Source organism: Pseudomonas sp. MD330_10 (assembly GCF_042610415.1).
GTDB lineage: Bacteria > Pseudomonadota > Gammaproteobacteria > Pseudomonadales > Pseudomonadaceae > Aquipseudomonas > Aquipseudomonas rhodesiae.
The window spans coordinates 543,566-566,609 of record NZ_JBHGZU010000001.1 but is presented as its reverse complement, the minus strand read 5'-3'; the positions used below and the strand labels follow the sequence as shown (position 1 = coordinate 566,609).

The window sequence follows — 23,044 nt, the reverse complement described above, 5'->3', positions numbered from 1 at the left end:
CCGGCCTTGGGCATCAGAGTGCAAGTGCCATGTGACGTTCCGAGGACGCCGCGCGCATTTGCGGGCACAATCGAGCCACATTCTCGTCACGCCGCAGCCTCCAGCGCGAGTCGGAGGTTATTTTGGTTGTCATGGTCGCTCCACGGGTTTGCCGTCGTGGGCTGTACCCTAGGCGTGATTCAGGAGGCTATCAATCAAGCTGGGCGGTGGATCATTACAGTTGTAGTAATGGAGCATCAACGAACGCTGAGCCGAGCCGAAAGATGATCTCAATGTAAGAGGGGGCTTGCCCCCGATGGCAGAGTGTCAGTTGATACATCACTTATGACCCACCGCTATCGGGGCACGCCCCTTCTACATTTGCTCAGTAGGTCTGTTTGGGACAAGTTCGTGCACGGCCCAAAATCTTGCAGGAGAAATCCGAAGCCCCCAGGCCTACAGCCTCATATCAATGCTCACCGCCTCCAAGCCTTCAAGCGGATAGCTGCGGTATTCATAAACCTCCCCACGAACAATGACATGGAGAACTCCATCCTTCTGGGTCACTTGGACATTAGGCTCTTTGGTTTTTAGAAATGGATGTGCCGAGACCAATGACGTGAGTATTTCGTGATCATTATCCAGATCCTTATGCACGTAGTACCTGTAGGAAAAGCCCACCGTCGCACCACCCTGACTATCCCGCACGCCATAAAGGGAGTTGCCGTTACTCAAGGAATGCTTGAGTACCACCTCATCCAACTCCGGTGTACCGGGACTCATCAACCAACCAACGCCCAAGTACCCGAGACACAACACCAGCAGCCCATTGAGCAAGACCTGGACCGGCCACTTAATACCCTTGAGCTCTGGCATATTCGATGCCCTCCTTGATCCAGTGCTGGTCGCTATGGTCATCGCCATAAGGCGCATCACCCCACCAGTCTCCAAACTCCGGCCGAGATGTCCCCGCCGCTTTTTGCGCAGCACCGGCTGCTCTCAATAACACGCCTTCAGGAATCCCCAACACCGTACCGGTAACCCCATAGTTAAAGTTACCGAACGCCTCGTACTCGCGACTTTTCTGTTTGTAATCCCAAGGGCCACGCCCTCTGACTTGTGAATAAAACCATGAATAGGTGAACGCCGAACCTGGCTTCAAATGCATCCTGCGGTTGTTGGCCAGGGCGATATTGTCTTGCAGCGAAACGCCTGGGGGCATTGGAGGGACAGCCATTTGCGAATCCTTGCTGATGGGGTTGAGCGTCAAAAGCTAGCACTCAAAAATCAGCCAAAACTCGGGAAAAGAACTTACAGAAGCTTCACACTACTTTTCGATCTACGTCTTACATCTGTTAGGGGCAAAGTAAGACTTTTTTGGGGCCGGCGTGAGTACCGCATGGCGATGGCCATCGATGCAAAGTACCTACGACTTGTGGCAGGCCGAGCATCGGGAGCAGCCAATGATTGAGCGGTTTGCGCGGATTGACTAAGGAAAAAGCCTACCGGACGCTCAACGCGCCATGACGTTAACCACTACATGCAAAATGAACGCAGGTCCGTAACAAGGTTTCCCCTGCTCATCCTCGATTCTCCAGACTGAAGCCACCGTGCAGGTCTCCTTGGGTGCTGCAAACTCCACACTGATATGCACCGGCTGGCCCGGCAGCGTATCGGCAATAGGGAGCTCGCTGTGCAGGCTACGCAAATGAATATCCATCACAACCTCCAACTGACCCTGTGGATCGGTGCGGCGGGCAATCACATATTCCCTATCAACACGCACCAGTCGTCGCCCGCGCCAGGGTCGTGTCCCCAGGTTCTGAATCTCCCAGGTTTTCTGAAAAACTTCCCCCGGCAACACGACGGCTTGATCAGGCGTCGTGACATCGGCATTGAACACCGCAACGTCATCCGGATCATCAATACCTGCAGCCCGATTGGTGGTAGCCATTGAGTACGCATTAGCGGGCGCGCCTGTCAGGTCAGCGAAGTAGCGAAACAACAGCAAGGGAGAAACCTGCAATGCCTTCGCCAGCTTGATCAGCGTGCGTACCGACGGGTCCCTGGACGCTCCAGCCGCTAGACCGTACAGGTAGGTTCTGGAAATTCCTGCTTCCTTGGCCAGCGCAGTCAGCGGCTTGCCCAATTCGCGGCTGCGCCGTGCAACCAATGACCTGAGGGTATCTCGCGTTCTTATATTCATACGAAGTGTACGGTTCCCGTTTTTAGGTGAACGTCATTTCTTTGTCCGCCAAAAAAGACAACCTGTCCGCCGCCCCGTGTCTTGAACCATGCACACTCGCCACCTGCTGGCGCTGGCGATGTTGTGAAGGACATGGATGGAACCCTTTTAGCCGGTCATATCCAGTGTCGTAGTTTCTCGCATGCTTGCGAACCTAGTGTTTGTTGCGTTCCTTTACATCTACCTTTGGATATAGCCATGAACCACATTAAAGCGTGCTGTGAATCCATTGCTCAAACAGGCTTCGGCACCCTGCAAATATCAGAAGCGATGCTGCTGGATTACAAAAAAATCGTTGATGGATACCCCGCAATATCACCAGCCACCAAAGCCTCGTTTTCCTTCGAAAAAGACACCGATGGATTTTTCCCCTTTGGCACTGAGTACTCGAGCCTTGAGGAGCAGCCAGACCTATGTGAGCGATTTTGTTACTGGCCTGCACATTCATTAAAACGAAGAGCCTTTGAATTCACACGAAGTGATTTTTTTGCCGCCGTCACAGCTTTTGAACAACAGGTCAGCGAGCTTGCCCAGGGATTGATGGACGGAATTTGCGCGGAGTTTGGAGCCACTTCGTTGAACTCTTTGCGTGCAGCGTCCTATCTGCAACTGTGTGTCTATGGAGCTAATTCCGGGTCGGGCCAGCGCCAGTTTGCTCAGGATCCTCACGAGGATGGTCATCTGTTGTCCTTTATCAAGCCTACTCGTGATGGCCTCGTTCTGGTTCGAGGCAGCTCGTTGGAGCCGGTGCGCCTCTTGGAGAACGAGGTAGCAATCTTGGCCGGATCGTTACTGACCGAGCTCTCGGATTGTGCGATTCCCTCTATGTACCACGCGGTTCTGACGCCTCGGAGACCAATGCCGCGAAGCTCTCTCATTTACTTCGTCAACCCTGATTCGGAGCAGGAACTGACAAGCTTTTTCCGCCACCAGCCGATCGACTTGAAAAACGCCGCCAACACGCGCCATACCAGCTTCGGTAATCACCCCCTTCAATTGATCTGATACCCAGGCGGCTGAGCGCTTCATGACTCCAGACTTCAACGCTTTTTATCTCGAAGGCCTGCTACTGGGCATCGGACTGTTCGCCGCTCCTGGACCGAAGGACACCCTGGTTATTCGCCAGGGTGTCAGTCGCAGCCCTGTCTGGGGGGTGGTGGCGGTATGCGTGTTCGCCGACATCATCCTCATCGCTCTTGGGGTCATGGGCTTGGGCTCGTTACTTGGCAGAGAGCCAGGTTTCGTGGCGTTTCTGCTGCTGTCGGGAGCGGCCTATCTATTGTGGTTCGGCTGGCAGCGGTTATTGGCTTGTCTGCGTAACCAATCGATGCCGGACACTCGAAGCAACCTCACCTCACAACGGGGATTGCTGCGCACAGCGGTGATACTTGGATTTGCCAATCCGTATGCTTGGCTGGATACCGTGGTGCTAATTGGCTCTATTGGCGCGGCAAAGCCCGTCAGCCAACAAGCGCTCTTTGCCAGCGGAGCAATGACCGCGTCGCTGGTGTGGTTTGTAGTTTTGGCGTTAGGGTGCCAGAGGTTGACGGGGCTATTTCGTTCGGCGAAGGTCTGGCGTTTATTGGACGCAGGCGTGGTGATTTTGATGGTGTATCTGGCGGGTATGCTGATTGCTGATTTTCATCAGCTGCAGCGTCTCTGAACCGGAAAAGGCCCTCATCACAGGACGCCTTTCATTTCTCAGAAAATGCGCAGCTCAGGCCAGGCCTGACTCGACCAGCAAGGCTTCCAGCCCCATTAAATCCGGCACCTTCGCCACATGTTCGCCCACCTGCACCGCTGCCAGCTCCAGCGGGCTGAGCGGCACGTCCACGTAGCTCAACTCGCTGTCGAGCTTGTACGAGCGTGGGATGCCTTGGATCACCAGGGCGATGAACTTCAAGGTTGGCCGCCCGCCCAGGGCATTCAGCACCACGATGCGTGAGCGTTCGCCGACGACAAGGGCTTCGCCGCAAGCAGCTTCAAAGCTGATCAGGGGGATTTGCCGCTCACGCCAGGTGACTTGCCGCAAGTACCAGGGCGGGGCGTCGCTGGCTGGTTCGCCGCGTTGGAAGTCGATCAGTTCGGCGATGGCGACGTTGGGCAGGATCAAATGCCGGTCGGCCAGGGGCAGCAGCAAGCCGGTGACTTGGCTGGCGCGGTGGTCAAGCATGGGACTTGCTCCAGTAGGCGATGCTCTCCAACAGCACCGACTCCTGGTACGGCTTGCCCAGGTAGTCGTTGACGCCGATGGCCATAGCGCGGTCGCGGTGTTTCTGGCCGGTGCGCGAGGTGATCATGATGATCGGCAGGCGCATCAGCCGTGGGTCGTTGCGCACTTGGATCGCCACTTCGAAGCCGTCCATGCGGGGCATTTCGATGTCCAGCAGCATCAGGTCCGGGGTGTGTTCTTCAAGCACGGCCAGGGCGTCGATGCCGTCCTTGGCGGTGAGCACGTTCATGCCGTTGCGTTCCAGCAGGCGGCTGGTGACTTTGCGCACCGTCACCGAATCGTCGACCACCAGCACCAGCAGCGGGCGTTTTTTCAACGGGTCGTTGAGGATCAGCGGCGCATCGCTCGCCTGGGCCGGCAACACCGGTGGCCGGGCGCGGATATGCGCCAGCAAGTCGATGATCAGCACCACGCGACCGTCCCCCAGAATGGTCGCCCCCGACACGCCTTTTACCCCGGCAAATTGCGGGCCCAGGCCCTTGACTACAATCTCGCGCGTTCCGGCCATGGCGTCCACATGCACCGCCACATGCCGCTCGTTGCACTGCACCAGCAACACCGGCACCGGCTGGTACTGGCCCAGCAGTTTCGGCCGCGCGACGGTGTGCAGCAGGTCGCCCAAGTAGAACAGCTCATAGCGCTGGCCGGCATATTCGTAGAACGGCGGGTCCTGCTGATAGTGGCCCGCCAGCTCATGGGGCAGCACACGCACCAGGCCCTCTATGGTGTTGAGCGGGATCGCGTATTGCTCGTCCGCGCACTGCACCATCAAGGCACGATTGACCGACACCGTGAACGGCAGGCGGATGCGGAAATGCACGCCCTGCCCTGGCGTCGAGTCGATCACCATCGAGCCGCCGAGCTGGCGCACTTCTTCATGCACCACGTCCATGCCCACGCCGCGCCCGGAAATCTGGGTGATTTTTTCCGCAGTGGAAAAGCCCGGTTGCAGGATGAACTGCAACACATCGCGGTCGCTGATCTCTTGCTGAGGGCCCAGCAGGCCGCGCTTGATCGCCTTGCGCCGCACCGCGTCCAGCGGCACGCCGGCGCCGTCGTCGCGCATGTCGAAAATGATATCGCCGCCTTCGTGGGTCAGGTCCAGGGTGATGCGGCCCTTCTGCGGTTTACCGGCAGCCAGGCGCACCTCCCGAGATTCCAGGCCGTGGTCGACGGCATTGCGCAACATGTGCTCCAACGGCGCAACCATGCGCTCCAGCACGTTGCGGTCCATTTCGCCCTCGGCATTGCCGACGATGAACTCGACATCTTTGCCCAACTCACTCGCCACCTGCCGCACGATGCGTTTGAGCCGTGGCAGCATGCGTTCGAACGGCACCATACGGGTGCGCATCAGGCCTTCCTGCAACTCGGTATTGATGCGTGCCTGTTGCTGCAACAGGTTGTGCGCATCCTGGTTGCGCCGCTCCAGGGTTTCCTTGAGGTCGAGCAAGTCCGAGGCCGACTCGAACAACGCGCGGGACAGCTGTTGCAGTTGCGAGTGGCGGTCCATTTCCAGCGGGTCGAAGTCTTCATAGCCCAGGCGCTCGGCCTCGACCTGCTGGCGACTGAGAATGCGGCCCTGGGTTTCGGTGTCCAGGCGGCGCAATTGGTCGCGCATGCGCTCGATGGTGGTTTCCACCTCGTTGAGGGCGACGCCGGCATCGTTGATCTGTTGCTCGATGCGCCCGCGGAAGATCGAGGTTTCGCCGGCCAGGTTGACCAGATCATCGAGCAGATCCGCCGAGATTTTCACCGTATCGGCGGCCGGGTCCACCGCGGCCTCGGCCTTGCCCGCCGGCAATGCCACCGGTGTCGGCGACTCGTTGCTGGGGTGCACCAGGCTCTTGATGCGCTCGATCAGTTTGTCCACCGAACCCACCGGCAAGCCGTCGGCCACCGCGTCGATCATCTGCGCCAGGCGGTCGTGGCAGCCTTGCAGCAGCGCGAACAGCTCCGGGCTCGCAACCAGTTGGCCAGCGGACAACCCTTCGTAGAGAAACTCCAGTTCATGGGCCAAGTCGCCAATCGGGCCGATCTCGACCATGCGCGCGCCGCCCTTGAGGGTGTGCAGGTCGCGCAGCAGGGTTTCGACTTCCTGGCGGCTGCTCGGCTCGGCCTGCCAGCGCAGCAGCGCGGCGCCGGAGCTATCGAGGATGTCGGCAGCCTCTTCGAGGAAAATCTCCAGCAGTTCCGGGTCGGCGCTTGATGCTTCCACCGCCGGCGTCGGGGCCGTGGGGGTGCCGTTATGACGCAACGCCCGGACCTTGGCGACCAGCTCCGTACTGTCGCTCAAGGGCTTGTGCTGGTGCAGCTCTTCCAGTTGCAGCGCGAGCCGTTCATGGCTGGCCATCAATATGTGCGAGAGTTCGTTGGAATAGCTATAGCGCCGGTCGACCAGACCTTCGTAAAGGCATTCCAATTCATGGGCCAGCTCAGCCACCGGCTCTATCTCGGCCATGCGTGCGCCGCCCTTGAGGGTGTGCAGGTCACGCTGCAACGACGACAACGGCGCCATGCTCTCGGGTTCCAGCAACCAGCGCTTGAGGGACTGCCCGGCGCTATCGAGGATATCCACCGCTTCTTCCAGGAAAATCTCGACGATCTCGTCGTCCACAGTGGTGGCGTGATCCAACTGCCGCGTCGCCGCGCCCAGTTCGGCGATGCTCGGCGCACGGTCGCCCTGGTGGGTAATCAGGCCGGTGGCGGACGGATCGAGGGCTTCGTCCAGCAGCTCGCGCAAGGCGTGTACCCGGGCCGGTGCGGGGCTGATTTCCTGGCCGGCGGCGAGCTGGTCGAGCATGTTGATCAACGCGTCATGGGCCTGTTCGGCCTCCTGGAAAAACCGTGCGCTGACTGCCAGGCTGCTTTCTTCCACAGCGCCGTACAGGTCGAGCAAGGCTTCGCAGAGTTCGTCGATGGCATGCAGGTCGGCGTGCTGCGCGCCTTCGCCGAGGGTGGTCAACTCATCCAGCAAGGCCGTGAGTTCCTGGCGTTCGCCGGGGTGTTGCTGCCAGCGACGCAGCAGGTTTTCGGCGTCGAGCAGGATATCCATGCCCTGGGCCAGGAAGTCAGCGATCAGTTGCGGATTGCGCTTGATGCGCAGGCCGGTGTTGGGCGCATCGAGCAGCGCCTGGAGCTGGCGTTCGAGCAACTGTTGGGTGCGAGCAATCAGGTCCGCCGCGCCTTTGATCGGCGCCAGGGGGTTGCTGTCCAGCTGACGCAACCCTCGCTGGAACAGGCCCTCGGCTTCCAGCAGCAGTTCCACTTCATCCAGATCCAGCGGTAAGCGGTGAGCCTTGTACTCGCGGGTCAGGTGGTCGAGCGGCCGCGCCAGTTCGGCGATGGGCGACACACCGGCCATGTAGGCACTGCCCTTGAGGGTGTGCAGGGCGCGTTGCAGTTCATCGCTGACTTGCAGCGGCACATGCTCGGCGGCCTGCTCCAGGAAGTGGTTGAGGCTGTCGAGATGGCTCTGGGCTTCGTTGCGGAAAATCTCCAGCAGCATCGGGTCATGGGCATCAGCGGAGGCCACCGCGGCACCGCTGGCCAACCCATGGGCGCGGGCGGCCAGGGCGTCGACTTCATCGCGCTGGCGTTGGGCGCCCTGGGCAAAATCGGCAATCAATTCCGGCAACAGTGCCACGGTTTCATCCAACACCTGTTGCACCTCGGGGCCCAGGGCCACGCTGCGCTCCAGTACGCGGTTGAGCAGGTTCTCCACCGCCCAGGCCAGCTCCGCCAGCACCAGGGCGCGCACCATGCGGCCGCTGCCTTTTAGGGTGTGGAACGCGCGGCGCATCTCGCCTTGGGCGGTTTTATCCGCGCTGTTCGGCAAATAGCGGTGCAGCACCTCAAGGACTTCCTCAGTCTCTTCGAGGAAGACCTCACGCAGCTCGTCGTCGATAGGCGCTTCGTCGGCGGGCGGCGGCAACAGGCTGCCGGGGCGCTGCAACGCGGGAGGGTTGAGGCGCGAGGTGGGGCTGGCCAATGCGTCGAGTTGGGATTGGTTGGGGGCCGTGTCGGTGGAGAGTGCGCCGTCCGGTGCGACCAGCGCCTGGCGCCAGGGTTTTTCCTCCGGCAGGTATCCAAGGGCAGCCAAGCCCTGGGTGGCCAGTTCCAGCACCCGTTCGCCGGCTGCATCCGGGTCTTGGAGCATGCGTTCGAGGTAGTACTCCAGGCTGCTGATCACGTCGGCGAAGTGCGCCAACTGCGTCTCGCTCGGCGGCTGTTCGTCGACCATCAACTGCGCATCCACGTAATCGCTGCAACCGCGCATCAGGCTGGCCGCCCGTGGCAGCGGGATCATGGCCAGCGCGCCGCGCACCTGGCTCAGCAGTTCCGGCAGGGATTCCAGGCGCTGGCGGTCCCAGTCGGCTTCGAGGCAATCAATCACCAGTTCTTTGGCCTGGCGCAGGCACTGGCAGGATTCGCGGATCACCAACTGGTGGATCTGGGTCAGGTCGGTGGTGGGCAAGCGGCTTTCTTCGCGGCTTTCCGGCTCAACGGTTCCGGCCATACCGGCCAACGTGGCTTCGACATACAGCAACGCGCCGGCCACATCCATCAGCACCGCATCGTCCGGTTCACGATGCCCCTGGGCCAGGCTCAACACCACGGCGAGCTGGTCGATAATCACTTTGCGCGGCTGGCCGAAGCCCAACACCGCCAGGGTATCGGCGATCTGTCGCAACGGCGCCAGCAGCGCGTCAAGGTCACTGGCGTGCTGACGGTCGCTGCGCACGAACAGGTCCAGACGCTCCTTGACCCGCACCAATTCCTCGCACAAAGCGCCGAGTACCGACCCCATGGCATTGCGATCGGGCCCGGCCATGCGCGCGCGCTCGGCATCCACCACAGCGCTGTCGGGCAAGGCTTCGTCCAGGCCGTAACGTTCTTTCAGGCTCTGCATGCGCGGCGTCGGCCGGGTGACCTTGGCGACATAGAACAGCAGGCTTTTGAGCAACTCATCCGGTGCCGGTTGGTTGATGCCGTTGATGCCCTGGGCCAGCAGGCGCTTGAGTTGCTTGTCGCTGGCCTTGAGCAGGCTGCGCAGCGCCGGGCTGTTGGCAATCACGCCAGTGAGCATGCCCTCCACCAGCGCCGAGGTCACTTGCCATAACGGCAACAGTGGCGCGCCCTGGCACAGCGCTTCGAGACGCGCGAACACCCGCGCCATGTCTTCCAGATTGCTCGGGCCGTGATCTTCGCGCAGCAGCCCGACCAAGGCCTGTTGCAGCAGGTGGTGCCATTGGCGCAATTGGGTCGGCAGATCGGGCCCGGCGCGCTGGGCCAGGGCGTCTTCGGGTAAAGGTGCGATCGACAGCAGTTGCGGGCTGAACAGGCTGGTTTCCGAGAGCAGGCTTTCTCCGCGCGCACTGCGCAGGTCGTTGAGCAGCGGCAGCACCACCAGCGGCAGGTCGCGGCGGGCGCTGTGTACGCGTTCGAGGTACAGCGGCAATTGGCCGAGAGCTTGTTGCAGCAGGCCGATGCTCTCATCGCGCTGCCCCACCTGCCCGTCGCGCAGGGCCAGGGCCAGGGCCTCGATCTCCTCGGCCAGCAGCGCCGCGCCGTAGAACTCGACCATTTGCAGCGCGCCATGCACCTGATGGATACCGGCCAGGCATTCGTCGATCACATCGCCGTCGGCGGTTTCGACATAAGCGTCCAGCGCCGAGCGGGCGTGTTGCAGGGTCTCGGCAATGTCGCCCTTGACCCATTCGAGGGCCACGTAGTCGTGCCGGTCAACCATAACTGCTCCGCTTTGAATTCATGAGTTGCTGGTGTTCTTGAAACCTGTACCTATCAACTGTCGACCTGTTTGGGCGGCGGCAGGGTGAAGCCCGACACCGACCGGCGTAACTGGCTGGCCATCTTCGCCAGGTTACCGATGCTCTCGGCAGTGGCGGTGGAGCCCGACGAGGTCTGCGTGGTGATCTGCTGGATCACATTCATGGTCAGGGAGATCTGCCCCGCCGACGAGGTTTGCTGTTGCGCCGCGTTGGAGATGCTCTGGATCAGCGCCGCCAGGGTTTTCGACACGCCTTCGATTTCCTCCAGCGCCACCCCGGCGTCCTGGGCCAACCGCGCGCCGCGCACCACTTCGGTGGTGGTCTGCTCCATGGAGATCACGGCTTCGTTGGTGTCGGCCTGGATCGCCCGCACCAGGGTCTCGATCTGCCGAGTGGCGGCCGACGAACGCTCGGCCAGGCGTTGCACTTCATCGGCCACCACCGCGAAACCACGCCCGGCATCCCCGGCCATGCTGGCCTGGATCGCCGCATTCAGGGCGAGGATGTTGGTCTGGTCGGCAATATCGTCGATCAGGCTGACGATATCGCCGATCTCCTGGGACGATTCGCCCAGGCGCTTGATGCGTTTGGCGGTGTCCTGGATCTGTTCGCGAATGTTGTCCATGCCATGGATGGTGTTGTGCACCACCTCATTGCCCTTGTTGGCGATTTCCACCGAGCGCTCGGCCACGGCCGAGGATTCGGCGGCGTTGGCCGACACCTGATCGATGGACTGGGCCATCTGATTGATCGCGGTGGACGCCTCGGCGATCTGCTGGGCCTGGTGCTCGGACGCCTGGGCCAGGTGCATGGCGGTGGCCTGGGTTTCCTGCACCGCGCCGGCCACTTGGCCGGCGGTGAGGTTGATGGTGGCCACCAGATCGCGCAACTGATCCACGGAATAGTTGATGGAATCGGCGATGGTGCCGGTGAAGTCCTCGGTGACCGACGCCGTCACGGTGAGATCGCCGTCGGCGAGGTCTTCGATTTCATCGAGCAGGCGCATGATCGCGTTCTGATTGCGCTCGTTCTTCTCGGCGGTTTCGTGCAGTTGGCGATTGGTCTCGCGCACCATCACCAGGCCGATCAGGATGATCGAGGTCAGCGCCAGCAAGCCCAGCACATAGCCGCCGATAGTGTCGAAGCTGCGCCCGCTGGCCAGGTTCTCGAAACCGGTGGCCAGGTGCGAGGCTTCATCGAGCAGGGTCTGGGACAGGTTGAAGATATTGCTCGCCGAGGCGCGCACCTGGAACAACTGCGGCGAGGTTTCGAGGATTTCATCCACCGAGCCGGACACGAACTCGAACAACTCGGCGATTTCCGCCAGCCGCGCGCGGGCATCGCGGTCTTCAACCTGGGTGATGCGCAGTCCTGGGTTGCCGTTGAGCATGCCATTGAGCACCTGGCCGAAGCGGTTGGCGTCACGGCCAAAGGCGTCGGCGGCTTGCACGGCGGTTTCGTCGCCGGCCAGCACGGTATTGACCGCGCCCAGGATACGTTCGGCCAGCAACGATTGGCGCTGGGCCACGGCCACCTGGCTGGCGGGTGCGCCGCGCTGCAACAGGATTTCGACGACTTTTTCCGACTCCATCTGCAATTGCGGCACGGTTTCGGCCAGAGTCGCGGCCACTTGATGCAGGGACAGCACCGTCTGCTCGCTGGCCAGAATCGCGTCGGTGTTCTTCAGCAGGGCTTCCCAATCGGTCTGCACCGCGCGCATTTCGGCGCGCACGGCGCTGGGGGCGGCGGGCAGGCCGGTTTGCGGGTCGCCTTTTTTCAGGTAGCCCCAGCGCTGGGCAAAGTCGTTGCGCGCCTCGCCCAGCAGCTTGAACGCCGCGGCTTTGCCGGCGGCGGCCTCGGTGGCGTTCTTGGCGATACGTTGGGACAGCACGCGCAATTCACCGGCGTGGCCGATGTACTGTTTGTCGTAGGTGGACTGGGTATTGAGGTAGGCGAAGTTGGCGAACAACAGCATGATGAACACGATCAGCGCGATAAACAGCACGATGATCTGCGAGCGGCTACGCGAGCCGGCCTGGGGTTTGACGGTGGTCGCGGTGGTCATGGGGCAACATCCATGAAACCTGGCGTCTGGGCCAGGGCGAACGGGCTGAAGACTTGCCACGACGGGTCGCCGTCGAAATGCCCCTGAATAAACGGCGCGCCCGGCGCGGCGTTGGCCAATAAGGCGTCCTGTGCGAAATGCTGCATGCCCACCACCTCGTCCACCAGCAACCCAACAAACAGGTCATTGAATTCCACCACCAGCACCCGCCGTTGCTTGCGCGCCCTGGACAGCGCCTCGCCAAGGAACCCACCAAGGTCCATCACCGGCAATAAACGCCCGCGCAGGTTAGCCACACCTCGTACCCAGGTCTTGACCCCGGGCATTAAAGTGCAACGTGGCTCATGCAAAACTTCGGCAACTTCTCCCATTGGCGCCACGAACCAATGGGCGCCCACCCGAAAGCCGATCCCGCTCCAGCGCTGCAAGCCGGCCTCCTGGGAGGGCAGGTCGGCGGCCAGCAGGCGGCAGCGGCGGTCGATGTCCAGCAACAGCTCGAAGGCGGTTTGCGACTCGGTCATGATGGCGTGCCGTCAGCCGGCCAGCACCTTGTTCAGGGTGGCGATCAGGGTGTCTTCGTCCACCGGTTTGGTCAGGTAATCCTTGGCACCCTGGCGCGCGCCCCAGATTTTGTCGGTTTCCTGATCTTTGGTGGTGATGATGATGATTGGGATGCCGTTGGTTTCCGGCTCTTTGGACAGCTGACGGGTGGCCTGGAAGCCATTGAGGCCCGGCATCACGATGTCCATCAGCACGGCGTCGGGTTTTTCCTGGCGGGCCAGGGCCACGCCGTCCGCGCCGTTTTCGGCCTTGAGCACTTCGTGGCCGTGCTTTTCCAGCATGCCGGTGAGTTTGTACATTTCGGTCGGCGAATCGTCGACGATCAGAACACGTGCCATGGTTTTTCCCCGCTACATTGGTCGGCGCCGGCCCTTGTGAGGCGGCGTCAGTGTGCTTGTTCCACTGCGGCGAACCCAGGCACATAGGCCTTGATTGCACCCAGCAGTTCTTCCTTGCTGAAAGGCTTGGTCAAAAACTGATCGACCCCCACGATGCGTCCCTTGGCCTTATCGAACAGGCCGTCCTTGGACGACAGCATGATCACCGGGATCGCCTTGAACGCCGGGTTGTTCTTCACCAGCGCGCAGGTCTGATAGCCATCCAGGCGCGGCATCATGATGTCGACAAAGATGATGTGCGGGTGATGATCCACGATCCGCGCCAGGGCATCGAAACCGTCGATGGCCGTAATGACATCGCACCCCACGTTCTTCAACAGCGTCTCGGCGGTGCGGCGGATCGTTTTCGAATCGTCGATCACCATCACTCTCAAGGCGTTGGAATGCTGTTCCATATCTGCTCTACCATCGCCACAGCGAATCGGTTTTCGGTGTGTACTGCCTGACATTGCCCAAGATGAACGCCGCAAGCCTTGGAATTCAAGGGCTGCTGCGCCGTGGCAGCCTTTTTAGCACAGTCTCGGGGAGCAATCTATCGAGGCACTGGCCAGGTGGTTTTTCCTTGACCCACAACAGCGTCAGCGCCACTCTGACGCCACTTTTATGCGCCCCATTTGCTAGAGGAAATCCCCCATGAGCGTTCGCGTCGGCATTGTCATGGACCCTATCGCCAGCATTTCCTATAAAAAGGACAGCTCGCTGGCCATGCTCCTGGCCGCCCAGGCCCGCGGCTGGACCCTGTTCTATATGGAGCAGCGCGACCTGTACCAGGGTGAAGGCCAGGCCCGCGCACGCATGCGCCCGTTGCAGGTGTTCGCCAACCCTGAAAAGTGGTTCGAACTGCAAGACGAAATCGACAGCCCCCTGAGCGACCTGGACGTGATCCTGATGCGCAAGGACCCGCCGTTCGACATGGAATTCGTCTACTCCACGTACCTGCTGGAGCAGGCCGAACGCGACGGCGTGCTGATCGTCAACAAGCCGCAAAGCCTGCGCGACTGCAACGAAAAGCTGTTCGCTACCCTGTTCCCACAATGCACGCCGCCCACTGTGGTGAGCCGCCGCGCCGATGTGCTGCGTGAATTTGCCGCCAAGCACGGCGACGTAATCCTCAAACCCCTGGACGGCATGGGCGGCACTTCGATCTTCCGGCACCGCGCCGGTGACCCCAACCTGTCGGTGATCCTGGAAACCCTGACCGTGCTGGGTAGCCAGCAGATCATGGGCCAGGCATACCTGCCGGCGATCAAGGACGGCGACAAGCGCATCCTGATGATCGACGGCGAGCCGGTGGACTACTGCCTGGCGCGCATTCCTGCCGCCGGCGAGACCCGTGGCAACCTGGCCGCCGGTGGGCGCGGTGAGGCGCGGCCGCTGTCGGACAAGGACCGTTGGATCGCCGCCCAGGTCGGCCCGACCCTGAGGGAAAAAGGTCTGCTGTTTGTCGGCCTGGACGTAATCGGCGAGCATCTCACCGAAATCAACGTGACCAGCCCGACGTGCATTCGCGAGATCGACAACGCATTTGGCACGAACATCGGCGAAATGTTGATGGCTGTCATTGAGCGCAAGCTACAAGCCAAGTGACATAGAACAGCCGGATACACACCAACATTGCGTTATCATGCGCGACCTGTGAAACGCGCGATGTTGGTTTTCTTGTTATGACACTCCCGTCCGATCTGCCCCCCGAACTCTCCCACAGTGGCGTGCGCCCGGCTGATCGGCTCGGTTTCACGCTGTTCCTGGCGGCGTTGATTCACCTGGCCGTCCTCCTCGGCGTGGGTTTCACCATGGTCGAGCCCAAGCAGATCACCAAGACCCTGGAAATCACCCTCTCCACCTTCAAAAGCGAAAAAAAACCCGAGAAAGCCGATTTTCTTGCTCAGGACAACCAGCAAGGCAGCGGCACGCTGGACAAGAAAGCCATCCCCAAGACCACTGAAGTGGCGCCTTTCCAGGACAACAAAGTCAATAAAGTCACGCCGCCGCCAGCGCCCAAGCCCGAGGTCAAACAGGCTGCGCCCAAAGCGGCCGTGACCACCGTCGCCCCCAAGCCGCAGAAAGCCCCGACCACGCGCGAAAAGACCAAGACCGAGCCGCAGCCCGAACCGGTGAAACCGGCGCCGACGTTCGACAGCTCACAGTTGTCCGACCAAATCTCCAGCCTGGAAGCCGAACTGGCCAACGAACAACAGCTGTACGCCAAGCGCCCGCGTATCTACCGCCTGAATGCCGCCTCCACCATGCGCGACAAAGGTGCCTGGTATAAGGACGAATGGCGCAAGAAGGTCGAGCGCATCGGCAACTTGAATTACCCGGAAGAGGCCCGCCGCCAGCAGATCTACGGCAATTTGCGCCTATTGGTGTCGATCAACCGCGATGGCACCCTGTATGAGGTGCAGGTGCTGGAATCCTCCGGCCAGCCGCTGCTGGACCAGGCCGCCCAACGCATCGTACGTCTGGCTGCACCGTTTGCGCCCTTTACCGGGGACTTGAACGATGTGGACCGCCTGGAAATCATCCGCACCTGGAAATTCGCCAGGGGCGATCGCCTTTCCAGCAACTGATCGCGCTCACACCCGGCTTGTCAGTTCGCCCCTGCGCCGCCACACTAGCGGGCATGAAAAATGTCAGCCCGACCTACCTCAAGCACCAATTCCTGATCGCCATGCCCCATATGGCCGACCCGAACTTTGCGCATACCTTGACCTACATCGTCGAGCACACCGCCAACGGTGCCATGGGGTTGGTCGTCAATCGCCCGCAAGAGCTGAACCTGGCCGATATCCTTGAGCAATTGCGCCCCGAAGTAGACCCGCCTGCTCGTTGCCAGGGCGTGCCGATCTACATTGGCGGCCCGGTGCAGACCGATCGCGGCTTCGTGCTACACCCCACCGGGCCGACGTTCCAGGCCACGGTGGACCTGGACGGTGTGTCGCTGTCCACTTCCCAGGACGTATTGTTCGCCATCGCCGATGGCGTGGGGCCCGAGCACAGTGTGATCACCCTCGGCTATGCCGGCTGGGAGGCAGGGCAACTGGAAGCCGAGCTGGCCAGCAACGCCTGGCTGACCTGCCCGTTTGACGCCGAGATTCTGTTCGGCACCGCCAGCGAACTGCGCCTGGACGCGGCGGCGGCCAAGCTGGGGGTCAACCTCAACTTGTTGACCAGCCAGGCGGGGCACGCCTAATGGCATTGCGCTTGATCCTCGGGTTTGACTACGGCACCAAGCAGATCGGCGTGGCGGTCGGCCAGGTCATCACCGGCCAGGCCCGCGAACTGTGCACGCTCAAAGCCCAGAACGGCATCCCGGACTGGAATCAGGTCGAAGCCCTGATCAAGGAATGGAAACCCGACGCCGTGGTGGTCGGCCTGCCCTTGAACATGGACGGCACGCCCAGCGATATGTGCCTGCGTGCGGAGAAATTCGCCCGCCGCCTTAACGGCCGCTACAACATCCCCTTCTATACCCACGACGAACGCCTGACCACCTTCGAAGCCAAAGGTGAACGCAGAGACCGTGGCGGGCAGAAGGGCAGCTACCGCGACAATCCCGTGGATGCCATCGCCGCCGCCTTGCTGTTGCAGGGTTGGCTGGATGAAAACACTGCTTTATTTGAATCCTGACTGACGCGGCTTGCCGCGTCTTTTTACGTTTGAGCCCGAACCCTGCCGCCACCTCGACGCGCAAGGCCTAGAAGGAGCCACCATGAGCCTGCCCAATCCCTCCCAACTGATCAGCCAGATGGCGATACGCCTCAAGGCGCACCTGGAACACCGCGGCATCCGCGAACCGCGTTTTATCGGCATCCGCACCGGTGGCGTATGGGTCGCCCAGGCGTTGCTCGAAGCGCTGGGCAGCGACGCGCCACTCGGCACGCTGGATGTGTCCTTCTACCGCGACGACTTCAGTCAGAACGGCCTGCACCCGCAAGTGCGCCCCTCCGCCCTGCCCTTTGAGATCGAAGGCCAGCACCTGGTGCTGATCGACGACGTGCTGATGAGCGGCCGCACCATTCGCGCGGCCATGAACGAATTGTTCGACTACGGCCGCCCGGCCAGCATCACCTTGGTGTGCCTGCTGGATCTGGATGCCGGCGAGCTGCCGATCAGCCCCGATGTGGTGGGCGCCACCCTGTCTTTGGCGGCCCATCAGCGGGTAAAATTGTCCGGTCCCACGCCGCTCGAACTCGAACTGCAAGACCTCGCCCCTTAAACCGCCTTGTAAAGAGTCCCCGCGATGACGCCTCTAGATGCCAAGCGCCCGCTGCAGCTCAATGCTCAGGGCCAGTTGCAACACTTCTTGTCCCTCGATGGTTTGCCCCGCGAACTGCTCACCGAAATCCTCGAAACCGCCGATTCGTTCCTCGAAGTCGGCGGCCGGGCGGTGAAGAAAGTCCCGTTGCTGCGCGGCAAAACCATCTGCAATGTGTTCTTCGAGAACTCCACGCGCACCCGCACCACCTTTGAACTGGCGGCCCAGCGGCTATCGGCCGACGTGATCACGCTGAACGTGTCTACCTCGTCGGCGAGCAAGGGCGAAACCCTGCTCGACACCCTGCGCAACCTGGAAGCCATGGCCGCCGACATGTTCGTGGTGCGACACGGCGACTCCGGTGCCGCGCACTTCATCGCCGAACACGTCTGCCCGCAGGTGGCGATCATCAACGGCGGCGACGGCCGTCACGCCCACCCGACCCAGGGCATGCTCGACATGCTCACCATCCGTCGGCACAAGGGCAGCTTTGAAAATCTCTCGGTGGCCATCGTCGGCGACATCCTGCACTCGCGGGTGGCACGCTCGAACATGCTGGCCCTGAAAGCTCTGGGTTGCCCGGATATCCGCGTAATCGCGCCAAAAACCCTGCTACCCATCGGTATCGAGCAGTACGGCGTGAAGGTCTACACCGACATGACCGCAGGCCTCAAGGATGTGGACGTGGTCATCATGCTGCGCCTGCAACGCGAGCGCATGGCCGGCGGCCTGCTGCCGAGCGAAGGCGAGTTCTACCGCCTGTTCGGCCTGACCACCACGCGCCTGGCCGGCGCTAAGCCGGATGCCATTGTGATGCACCCGGGGCCAATCAACCGCGGGGTGGAGATTGAGTCGGCGGTGGCCGACGGCAACCAGTCGGTGATCCTCAACCAAGTCACCTACGGCATCGCCGTGCGCATGGCGGTACTGTCCATGGCCATGAGCGGGCAAACCGCGCAACGTCAATTCGAGCAGGAGAACGCCCAGTGAAGCTCAGCATTCTCGGCGCCCGAGTCATCGATCCGGCCAGCGGCCTGGATCAAATCACCGATCTTCATGTGGAAGCCGGCAAGATCATCGCCATCGGCGCCGCCCCTGGCGGTTTCAGTGCCGGTCAGGTTATCGACGCCAAAGGCCTGGTGGCCGCACCTGGCCTGGTGGACCTGAACGTCGCCCTGCGCGAGCCCGGTTACAGCCGCAAAGGCAGCATCGCCAGCGAAACCCGCGCCGCCGCCGCCGGTGGCGTGACCAGCTTGTGCTGCCCGCCGCACACCAAGCCGATCCTGGACACTTCGGCGGTGACCGAGCTGATCCTGGACCGCGCCCGCGAAGCCGGCAATTGCAAAGTATTCCCCATCGGCGCCCTGAGCAAAGGCTTGGAAGGCGAGCAACTGGCTGAGTTGATTGCCCTGCGCGATGCCGGTTGCGTGGCGTTCGGCAACGGCCTGGAAAGTTTCCGCAGCACCCGCACCCTGTGCCGCGCTTTGGAATACGCGGCCACCTTCGACCTGACGGTGATCTTCCACTCCCAGGACCGCGACCTGGCCGAAGGCGGCCTGGCCCATGAAGGCGCCGTGGCCAGCTTCCTCGGCCTGCCGGGCATCCCCGAAACCGCCGAGACCGTGGCCCTGGCCCGTGACCTGCTGCTGGTGGAACAAAGCGGCGTGCGCGCGCATTTCAGCCAATTGACCAGCGCCCGGGGCGTGGCCCTGATCGCCCAGGCCCAGGCCCGCGGTTTGCCGGTGACGGCGGATGTGGCGTTGTATCAGTTGATCCTGACGGATGAGGCGCTGATCGACTTCTCCAGCCTGTACCACGTACAACCGCCCCTGCGCACCCTGGCCGACCGTGACGGTTTGCGCGCAGCGGTGAAGTCCGGTGTGGTCTCGGCGATATCCAGCCATCACCAACCCCACGAGCGCGATGCCAAACTGGCACCGTTCGGCGCGACCGAGCCCGGCATCAGCAGCGTCGAGCTGTTGTTGCCACTGGCGATGACATTGGTGGAAGAAGGCTTGCTGGACTTGCCGACGCTGCTGGCACGCTTGAGCAGCGGGCCTGCCGAGGCATTGCGCCTGCCGGCGGGCAAGTTGGCGGTGGGGGCGGCGGCCGACCTGGTGCTGTTTGATCCGGCCCGCTCCACCGTGGTGGGCGAGCAGTGGCTGTCCAAGGGCGAGAACTGCCCGTTCATCGGCCATAGCCTGCCTGCGAGCGTGCGCTACACCTTGGTGGATGGGCGCATCAGCTACCAAGCCTAAGGTCGTCGCGAAAACGGGTGGGAGGGAGCTTGGCCCCTCCCGCCTTTTCAGCTTGAGAGATCAGCGCCCGTTATTGCGCTCGGCATTGCGGATGGATATCTGTGTATTCAACGTCCAGAAGTCATACAACACCCCCACCAGGAACAAACCACCGGTCAGGAGGTAGATCAAACCGGTGATCCACTTGCCCTGGTACATGCGGTGCACGCCGAATACGCCAAGAAATGCCAACAGTATCCATGCGACGTTGTATTCGATGGGCCCGGCGGTAAATCGCAGGTCAGCTTCGCGGTCCATGGCGGGGATCAGAAACAGGTCGATCAGCCAACCGATACCCAGCAAGCCAAACGTGAAAAACCAGATCGTGCCGGTCACGGGCTTGCCGTAATAAAAGCGATGGGCACCGGTAAAACCGAAAATCCAGAGCAGGTAACCAATCACCTTGCTGTGGGTATCTTGCTGCGGACCAAGCTGTTGATAGGTGTTCATCGCGTACCTCTTTTGCCTCGATAGATAAATTTTTTCACTTTCTTTGTGACTTTTTTACAGGCGCCCGACGTACGGCAAATGGTATCTTCGCTTCCCTGAAAGCCTTATGCCACCTGACCTGTGTAGGACAATTGCGGCGATTCGTCGCGTTTTTCCTGAATTTGACCCCAAGGTTCAGTCGACAAACGGCCTGAGAACGACACAAAAAGCTGTTATAAAGTTGCGCGCAAACCCATAAGAGCCACGCCTAATGCGACCATTTTTCAAGACATGGCTAACCATTTGCCTATTAATGCCACTGGCCGCCCACGCCACCAATCGTGAGCAACGACTTCCCAACGTCAACGGTTTCACCCCTAAAGTCCACAGCACACCGAGCACCGCCAAGGCGGCCAAGCCGACCGTCAGCCGTCCGACTCAACTGAGCAAGGCCCACGGTAAAACGACGCCAGGCCTGATGGCCGTCAACACCAAGCAGAGCAGCAACGTGCTCAGCCGCGCGGTGAATGTGCTCGGTACTCCTTATCGTTGGGGCGGCAGCAGCCCAAGTAAAGGGTTCGACTGCAGTGGTTTGGTGAAATATGCCTTTAACGATGTAAAAGCGGTGGATTTGCCACGCACCTCCAACGCCATGGCTGCCGGCCGCGGTTTGAAGGTCGACCGCAAAGACCTGAAACCGGGCGATCTGCTGTTCTTCAAGTTGAAGAGCCGTCAGGTCAACCACGTTGCCATCTACCTGGGCAATGACCGTTTCATCCACGCGCCACGGCGTGGCAAGTCGGTGAGCATCGACACGCTGAAAAAGCCGTTCTGGGACAAGAACTACGTGATTGCCAAGCGGGTTCTGCCGAAAGAGCAGAACAACAACCTGCGGATCGTGCAACGCTGATCCTGAGCTGAAATGCAGTACTAAATGTGGAAAGGGGCTTTTCGCCCCTTTCCACATTTGTTTTGTGTCACTCACAAACCGTCAGATATCCCCAGGCGCCCTCGCCTTCTCCCGCGCCTCGTCCCGACTGATCACGCCCTGGGCAACCAGCGCCTTCAAACTCATATCCAGTGTCTTCATTCCCAACGCCGCGCCGGTCTGCATCGCGGAGACCATCTGCGCCACCTTGTCCTCGCGGATCAAATTACGAATGGCTGGCGTACCCAGCATGATTTCATGAGCCGCCACACGCCCGCCGCCGAGTTTTTTCACTAACACTTGCGATACCACCGCTTGCAGCGACTCCGACAGCATCGAGCGCACCATGGCCTTTTCCCCTGCGGGAAAGACATCCACCAGCCGATCCACAGTCTTCGCCGCCGACGTGGTGTGCAAGGTGCCGAACACCAGGTGCCCGGTCTCGGCGGCGGTCAATGCCAGGCGGATGGTTTCCAGGTCGCGCAGCTCCCCCACCAGGATGACATCCGGGTCTTCCCGCAAGGCCGAGCGCAACGCGACCGAAAAACTGTGGGTATCACGGTGCACCTGCCGTTGATTGATCAGGGCGGTTTTTGGCGTGTGGATAAATTCGATGGGGTCTTCCAGGGTCAGGATGTGCTGGCGACGGTGCTGGTTGAGGTGGTCGATCATCGCCGCCAGGGTGGTGGACTTGCCTGAACCGGTAGGCCCGGTCACCAGCACCAGACCGCGCGGCAACTGGGCGATACGTTGGAATACATCGCCCAGGCCCAGTCTCTCCAAACTCAGCACCTCGTTGGGAATGGTGCGAAACACGGCCCCCATGCCACGGTCCTGTTGGAACACATTGACGCGGAATCGCGCCACGCCGGGCAATTCGAACGCAAAATCCGTTTCAAGAGATGTTTCGAAATCCTTTTGCTGATAGTTGTTCAGCAAAGGGCTCAGCAGATCGGCCACTTGGGGCGCAGAGATTGCCGGCCAGTCCATCGGCCAAACCTCTCCATCCACACGTAGCATCGGCGCCAGGCCGGCCGATAAATGCAGGTCGGAGGCGCCACGGCGCACGCTGGCCTCCAGCAATTGAGTGATATCCATAGGGCTTTCCATTTCCAGTAGAATGCCGCGGACTCCATATCCACGGGCGCAACTTGAATGTCGACGATAGCAGACAACATTGGCCTGGTTAGCCAGCGCATCCGCGCCGCGGCCGAGGCCGTGCAACGTGACCCCGACAGCGTCCACTTGCTGGCCGTGAGCAAGACCAAACCCGCTCAAGCCGTGCGCGAAGCTTACGCCGCCGGCCTGCGTGACTTTGGCGAGAATTACCTGCAAGAGGCGTTGAGCAAACAGGTCGAATTGACCGACCTGCCCTTGAGTTGGCACTTCATCGGCCCCATTCAATCGAACAAGACTCGTGCGATCGCCGAGCACTTCGCTTGGGTGCATTCCGTGGACCGTCTGAAAATTGCACAACGCCTGTCCGAACAACGCCCAGCCGAGCTGCCGCCCCTGAACATTTGTATTCAGGTCAACGTCAGCGGCGAGGCCAGCAAATCCGGCTGTACGCCCGCCGACTTGCCGGCGCTGGCCAACGCCATCAGCGCTCTACCGCGCCTGACGTTGCGTGGCCTGATGGCTATTCCGGAGCCGACCGATGATCGCGCCGCGCAAGACGCCGCGTTCGCCACGGTGCGCGACCTGCAAGCCAGCCTGAATCTGCCGCTCGACACACTTTCCATGGGCATGAGCCACGATCTTGAATCGGCCATCGCCCAAGGCGCCACCTGGGTGCGGATCGGTACTGCCCTGTTTGGCGCCCGCGACTACGGCCAGCCATGAAATGGCTGACTTCCCTC

The 23,044-nt window shown here is 61.3% G+C and carries 22 protein-coding genes and 1 pseudogene; 12 read left to right on the top strand and 11 right to left on the bottom strand.

Translation table 11 applies throughout. From position 1 onward, the window contains the following. Positions 1 to 435: 435 nt before the first annotated feature. Both ACFZPT_RS02640 and ACFZPT_RS02635 read right to left on the bottom strand, forming a co-directional pair. Entirely contained in the window at positions 436 to 855 is a 420-nt protein-coding gene (locus ACFZPT_RS02640) for a hypothetical protein (protein WP_034115347.1), read from the bottom strand. Beyond that, positions 833 to 1,216: a polymorphic toxin type 44 domain-containing protein gene (locus tag ACFZPT_RS02635; protein ID WP_052202244.1), complete on the bottom strand. Its 384-nt coding sequence runs from the start codon at positions 1,214 to 1,216 to the stop codon at positions 833 to 835. Before ACFZPT_RS02635 ends, ACFZPT_RS02640 begins: the two co-directional genes overlap by 23 nt. 145 nt (positions 1,217 to 1,361) lie before the next feature. On the opposite strand from ACFZPT_RS02635, the pseudogene ACFZPT_RS02630 reads away from it, so the two are divergent. Continuing rightward, a pseudogene (locus tag ACFZPT_RS02630) lies at positions 1,362 to 1,472 on the top strand (addiction module antidote protein, HigA family); the annotation flags it as partial. Positions 1,473 to 1,492: 20 nt separating this feature from the next. Here the strand turns inward: ACFZPT_RS02630 and ACFZPT_RS02625 are convergent. After that, positions 1,493 to 2,128 (bottom strand): NBR1-Ig-like domain-containing protein, encoded by a 636-nt coding sequence (locus ACFZPT_RS02625; protein ID WP_256593251.1) that lies wholly within the window; start codon positions 2,126 to 2,128, stop codon positions 1,493 to 1,495. A gap of 294 nt (positions 2,129 to 2,422) precedes the next feature. On the opposite strand from ACFZPT_RS02625, the gene ACFZPT_RS02620 reads away from it, so the two are divergent. Beyond that, entirely contained in the window at positions 2,423 to 3,229 is an 807-nt protein-coding gene (locus ACFZPT_RS02620) for a 2OG-Fe(II) oxygenase family protein (protein ID WP_034115349.1), read from the top strand. Positions 3,230 to 3,251: 22 nt separating this feature from the next. Continuing rightward, positions 3,252 to 3,887: a LysE/ArgO family amino acid transporter gene (locus ACFZPT_RS02615; RefSeq protein ID WP_034101252.1), complete on the top strand. Its 636-nt coding sequence runs from the start codon at positions 3,252 to 3,254 to the stop codon at positions 3,885 to 3,887. A gap of 54 nt (positions 3,888 to 3,941) precedes the next feature. On the opposite strand, the gene ACFZPT_RS02610 is transcribed toward ACFZPT_RS02615, so the two are convergent. From ACFZPT_RS02610 to pilG, 6 genes are read right to left on the bottom strand one after another with little or no spacing between them, the layout of a single operon-like run. Next, the gene (locus ACFZPT_RS02610; RefSeq protein ID WP_034115350.1) at positions 3,942 to 4,397 is read right to left on the bottom strand and encodes a chemotaxis protein CheW; all 456 of its coding nucleotides are present in this window, start codon (positions 4,395 to 4,397) and stop codon (positions 3,942 to 3,944) included. Next, the gene (locus ACFZPT_RS02605; protein WP_099312897.1) at positions 4,390 to 10,209 is read right to left on the bottom strand and encodes an Hpt domain-containing protein; all 5,820 of its coding nucleotides are present in this window, start codon (positions 10,207 to 10,209) and stop codon (positions 4,390 to 4,392) included. The genes ACFZPT_RS02610 and ACFZPT_RS02605 overlap by 8 nt, the downstream gene beginning before the upstream one ends. Before the next feature lie 53 nt (positions 10,210 to 10,262). Continuing rightward, positions 10,263 to 12,314: a methyl-accepting chemotaxis protein gene (locus ACFZPT_RS02600; protein WP_034101256.1), complete on the bottom strand. Its 2,052-nt coding sequence runs from the start codon at positions 12,312 to 12,314 to the stop codon at positions 10,263 to 10,265. Then, positions 12,311 to 12,835, bottom strand: coding sequence for a chemotaxis protein CheW (locus ACFZPT_RS02595; RefSeq protein ID WP_034101257.1), 525 nt, complete (start codon positions 12,833 to 12,835; stop codon positions 12,311 to 12,313). Before ACFZPT_RS02595 ends, ACFZPT_RS02600 begins: the two co-directional genes overlap by 4 nt. 12 nt (positions 12,836 to 12,847) lie before the next feature. Continuing rightward, positions 12,848 to 13,213 (bottom strand): twitching motility response regulator PilH, encoded by a 366-nt coding sequence (pilH, locus tag ACFZPT_RS02590; RefSeq protein WP_034101258.1) that lies wholly within the window; start codon positions 13,211 to 13,213, stop codon positions 12,848 to 12,850. A gap of 47 nt (positions 13,214 to 13,260) precedes the next feature. Then, complete coding sequence (gene pilG, locus ACFZPT_RS02585) at positions 13,261 to 13,668, bottom strand: twitching motility response regulator PilG (protein WP_034101259.1); 408 nt, start codon at positions 13,666 to 13,668, stop codon at positions 13,261 to 13,263. A 238-nt stretch (positions 13,669 to 13,906) separates the two neighbouring features. On the opposite strand from pilG, the gene gshB reads away from it, so the two are divergent. From gshB to ACFZPT_RS02550, 7 genes are all read left to right on the top strand, one after another. Then, positions 13,907 to 14,860: a glutathione synthase gene (gene gshB / locus ACFZPT_RS02580; protein WP_034115352.1), complete on the top strand. Its 954-nt coding sequence runs from the start codon at positions 13,907 to 13,909 to the stop codon at positions 14,858 to 14,860. A 77-nt stretch (positions 14,861 to 14,937) separates the two neighbouring features. Then, positions 14,938 to 15,843 (top strand): energy transducer TonB, encoded by a 906-nt coding sequence (locus ACFZPT_RS02575; RefSeq protein WP_034115353.1) that lies wholly within the window; start codon positions 14,938 to 14,940, stop codon positions 15,841 to 15,843. A 53-nt stretch (positions 15,844 to 15,896) separates the two neighbouring features. Further along, complete coding sequence (locus ACFZPT_RS02570) at positions 15,897 to 16,466, top strand: YqgE/AlgH family protein (protein ID WP_034115354.1); 570 nt, start codon at positions 15,897 to 15,899, stop codon at positions 16,464 to 16,466. Next, the gene (gene ruvX, locus ACFZPT_RS02565) at positions 16,466 to 16,903 is read left to right on the top strand and encodes a Holliday junction resolvase RuvX (protein WP_003176676.1); all 438 of its coding nucleotides are present in this window, start codon (positions 16,466 to 16,468) and stop codon (positions 16,901 to 16,903) included. The genes ACFZPT_RS02570 and ruvX overlap by 1 nt, the downstream gene beginning before the upstream one ends. 82 nt (positions 16,904 to 16,985) lie before the next feature. After that, a complete protein-coding gene (gene pyrR, locus ACFZPT_RS02560) occupies positions 16,986 to 17,492 on the top strand; it encodes a bifunctional pyr operon transcriptional regulator/uracil phosphoribosyltransferase PyrR (protein ID WP_034115355.1) in 507 nt (168 codons plus the stop codon). A 24-nt stretch (positions 17,493 to 17,516) separates the two neighbouring features. Continuing rightward, entirely contained in the window at positions 17,517 to 18,521 is a 1,005-nt protein-coding gene (locus tag ACFZPT_RS02555) for an aspartate carbamoyltransferase catalytic subunit (RefSeq protein ID WP_034115356.1), read from the top strand. After that, on the top strand, positions 18,518 to 19,789 hold the full coding sequence (locus ACFZPT_RS02550; protein WP_034101266.1) for a dihydroorotase: 1,272 nt from the start codon (positions 18,518 to 18,520) through the stop codon (positions 19,787 to 19,789). The genes ACFZPT_RS02555 and ACFZPT_RS02550 overlap by 4 nt, the downstream gene beginning before the upstream one ends. A gap of 60 nt (positions 19,790 to 19,849) precedes the next feature. Here the strand turns inward: ACFZPT_RS02550 and ACFZPT_RS02545 are convergent, their stop codons facing one another. After that, positions 19,850 to 20,278 (bottom strand): TM2 domain-containing protein, encoded by a 429-nt coding sequence (locus tag ACFZPT_RS02545; protein ID WP_034115357.1) that lies wholly within the window; start codon positions 20,276 to 20,278, stop codon positions 19,850 to 19,852. A 250-nt stretch (positions 20,279 to 20,528) separates the two neighbouring features. Between ACFZPT_RS02545 and ACFZPT_RS02540 the strand changes: the two genes are divergently transcribed. Further along, positions 20,529 to 21,167, top strand: a complete 639-nt coding sequence (locus tag ACFZPT_RS02540; RefSeq protein ID WP_379554917.1) for a C40 family peptidase — start codon at positions 20,529 to 20,531, stop codon at positions 21,165 to 21,167. An 81-nt stretch (positions 21,168 to 21,248) separates the two neighbouring features. Here ACFZPT_RS02540 and ACFZPT_RS02535 read toward each other — a convergent pair whose 3' ends face one another. After that, positions 21,249 to 22,283, bottom strand: coding sequence for a type IV pilus twitching motility protein PilT (locus tag ACFZPT_RS02535; RefSeq protein WP_034115358.1), 1,035 nt, complete (start codon positions 22,281 to 22,283; stop codon positions 21,249 to 21,251). A gap of 57 nt (positions 22,284 to 22,340) precedes the next feature. Here ACFZPT_RS02535 and ACFZPT_RS02530 point away from each other — a divergent pair, with 57 nt between their 5' ends. Further along, positions 22,341 to 23,027, top strand: a complete 687-nt coding sequence (locus ACFZPT_RS02530; protein ID WP_034101271.1) for a YggS family pyridoxal phosphate-dependent enzyme — start codon at positions 22,341 to 22,343, stop codon at positions 23,025 to 23,027. Positions 23,028 to 23,044 lie beyond the last annotated feature (17 nt).

Excerpts from the sequence above, each read along its gene's own strand:
- ACFZPT_RS02600 (WP_034101256.1), bottom strand. The coding sequence starts at position 12,314 with ATGACCACCGCGACCACCGTCAAACCCCAGGCCGGCTCGCGTAGCCGC.
- pyrR (WP_034115355.1), top strand. The coding sequence starts at position 16,986 with ATGAGCCTGCCCAATCCCTCCCAACTGATCAGCCAGATGGCGATACGC.
- ACFZPT_RS02545 (WP_034115357.1), bottom strand. The coding sequence starts at position 20,278 with ATGAACACCTATCAACAGCTTGGTCCGCAGCAAGATACCCACAGCAAG.
- ACFZPT_RS02540 (WP_379554917.1), top strand. The coding sequence starts at position 20,529 with ATGCGACCATTTTTCAAGACATGGCTAACCATTTGCCTATTAATGCCA.
- ACFZPT_RS02535 (WP_034115358.1), bottom strand. The coding sequence starts at position 22,283 with ATGGATATCACTCAATTGCTGGAGGCCAGCGTGCGCCGTGGCGCCTCC.
- ACFZPT_RS02595 (WP_034101257.1), bottom strand. The coding sequence starts at position 12,835 with ATGACCGAGTCGCAAACCGCCTTCGAGCTGTTGCTGGACATCGACCGC.
- ACFZPT_RS02570 (WP_034115354.1), top strand. The coding sequence starts at position 15,897 with ATGAAAAATGTCAGCCCGACCTACCTCAAGCACCAATTCCTGATCGCC.
- ACFZPT_RS02530 (WP_034101271.1), top strand. The coding sequence starts at position 22,341 with ATGTCGACGATAGCAGACAACATTGGCCTGGTTAGCCAGCGCATCCGC.
- gshB (WP_034115352.1), top strand. The coding sequence starts at position 13,907 with ATGAGCGTTCGCGTCGGCATTGTCATGGACCCTATCGCCAGCATTTCC.
- ACFZPT_RS02575 (WP_034115353.1), top strand. The coding sequence starts at position 14,938 with ATGACACTCCCGTCCGATCTGCCCCCCGAACTCTCCCACAGTGGCGTG.
- pilG (WP_034101259.1), bottom strand. The coding sequence starts at position 13,668 with ATGGAACAGCATTCCAACGCCTTGAGAGTGATGGTGATCGACGATTCG.
- ACFZPT_RS02635 (WP_052202244.1), bottom strand. The coding sequence starts at position 1,216 with ATGGCTGTCCCTCCAATGCCCCCAGGCGTTTCGCTGCAAGACAATATC.
- ACFZPT_RS02640 (WP_034115347.1), bottom strand. The coding sequence starts at position 855 with ATGCCAGAGCTCAAGGGTATTAAGTGGCCGGTCCAGGTCTTGCTCAAT.
- ACFZPT_RS02620 (WP_034115349.1), top strand. The coding sequence starts at position 2,423 with ATGAACCACATTAAAGCGTGCTGTGAATCCATTGCTCAAACAGGCTTC.
- ACFZPT_RS02605 (WP_099312897.1), bottom strand. The coding sequence starts at position 10,209 with ATGGTTGACCGGCACGACTACGTGGCCCTCGAATGGGTCAAGGGCGAC.
- pilH (WP_034101258.1), bottom strand. The coding sequence starts at position 13,213 with ATGGCACGTGTTCTGATCGTCGACGATTCGCCGACCGAAATGTACAAA.
- ACFZPT_RS02610 (WP_034115350.1), bottom strand. The coding sequence starts at position 4,397 with ATGCTTGACCACCGCGCCAGCCAAGTCACCGGCTTGCTGCTGCCCCTG.
- ACFZPT_RS02615 (WP_034101252.1), top strand. The coding sequence starts at position 3,252 with ATGACTCCAGACTTCAACGCTTTTTATCTCGAAGGCCTGCTACTGGGC.
- ruvX (WP_003176676.1), top strand. The coding sequence starts at position 16,466 with ATGGCATTGCGCTTGATCCTCGGGTTTGACTACGGCACCAAGCAGATC.
- ACFZPT_RS02555 (WP_034115356.1), top strand. The coding sequence starts at position 17,517 with ATGACGCCTCTAGATGCCAAGCGCCCGCTGCAGCTCAATGCTCAGGGC.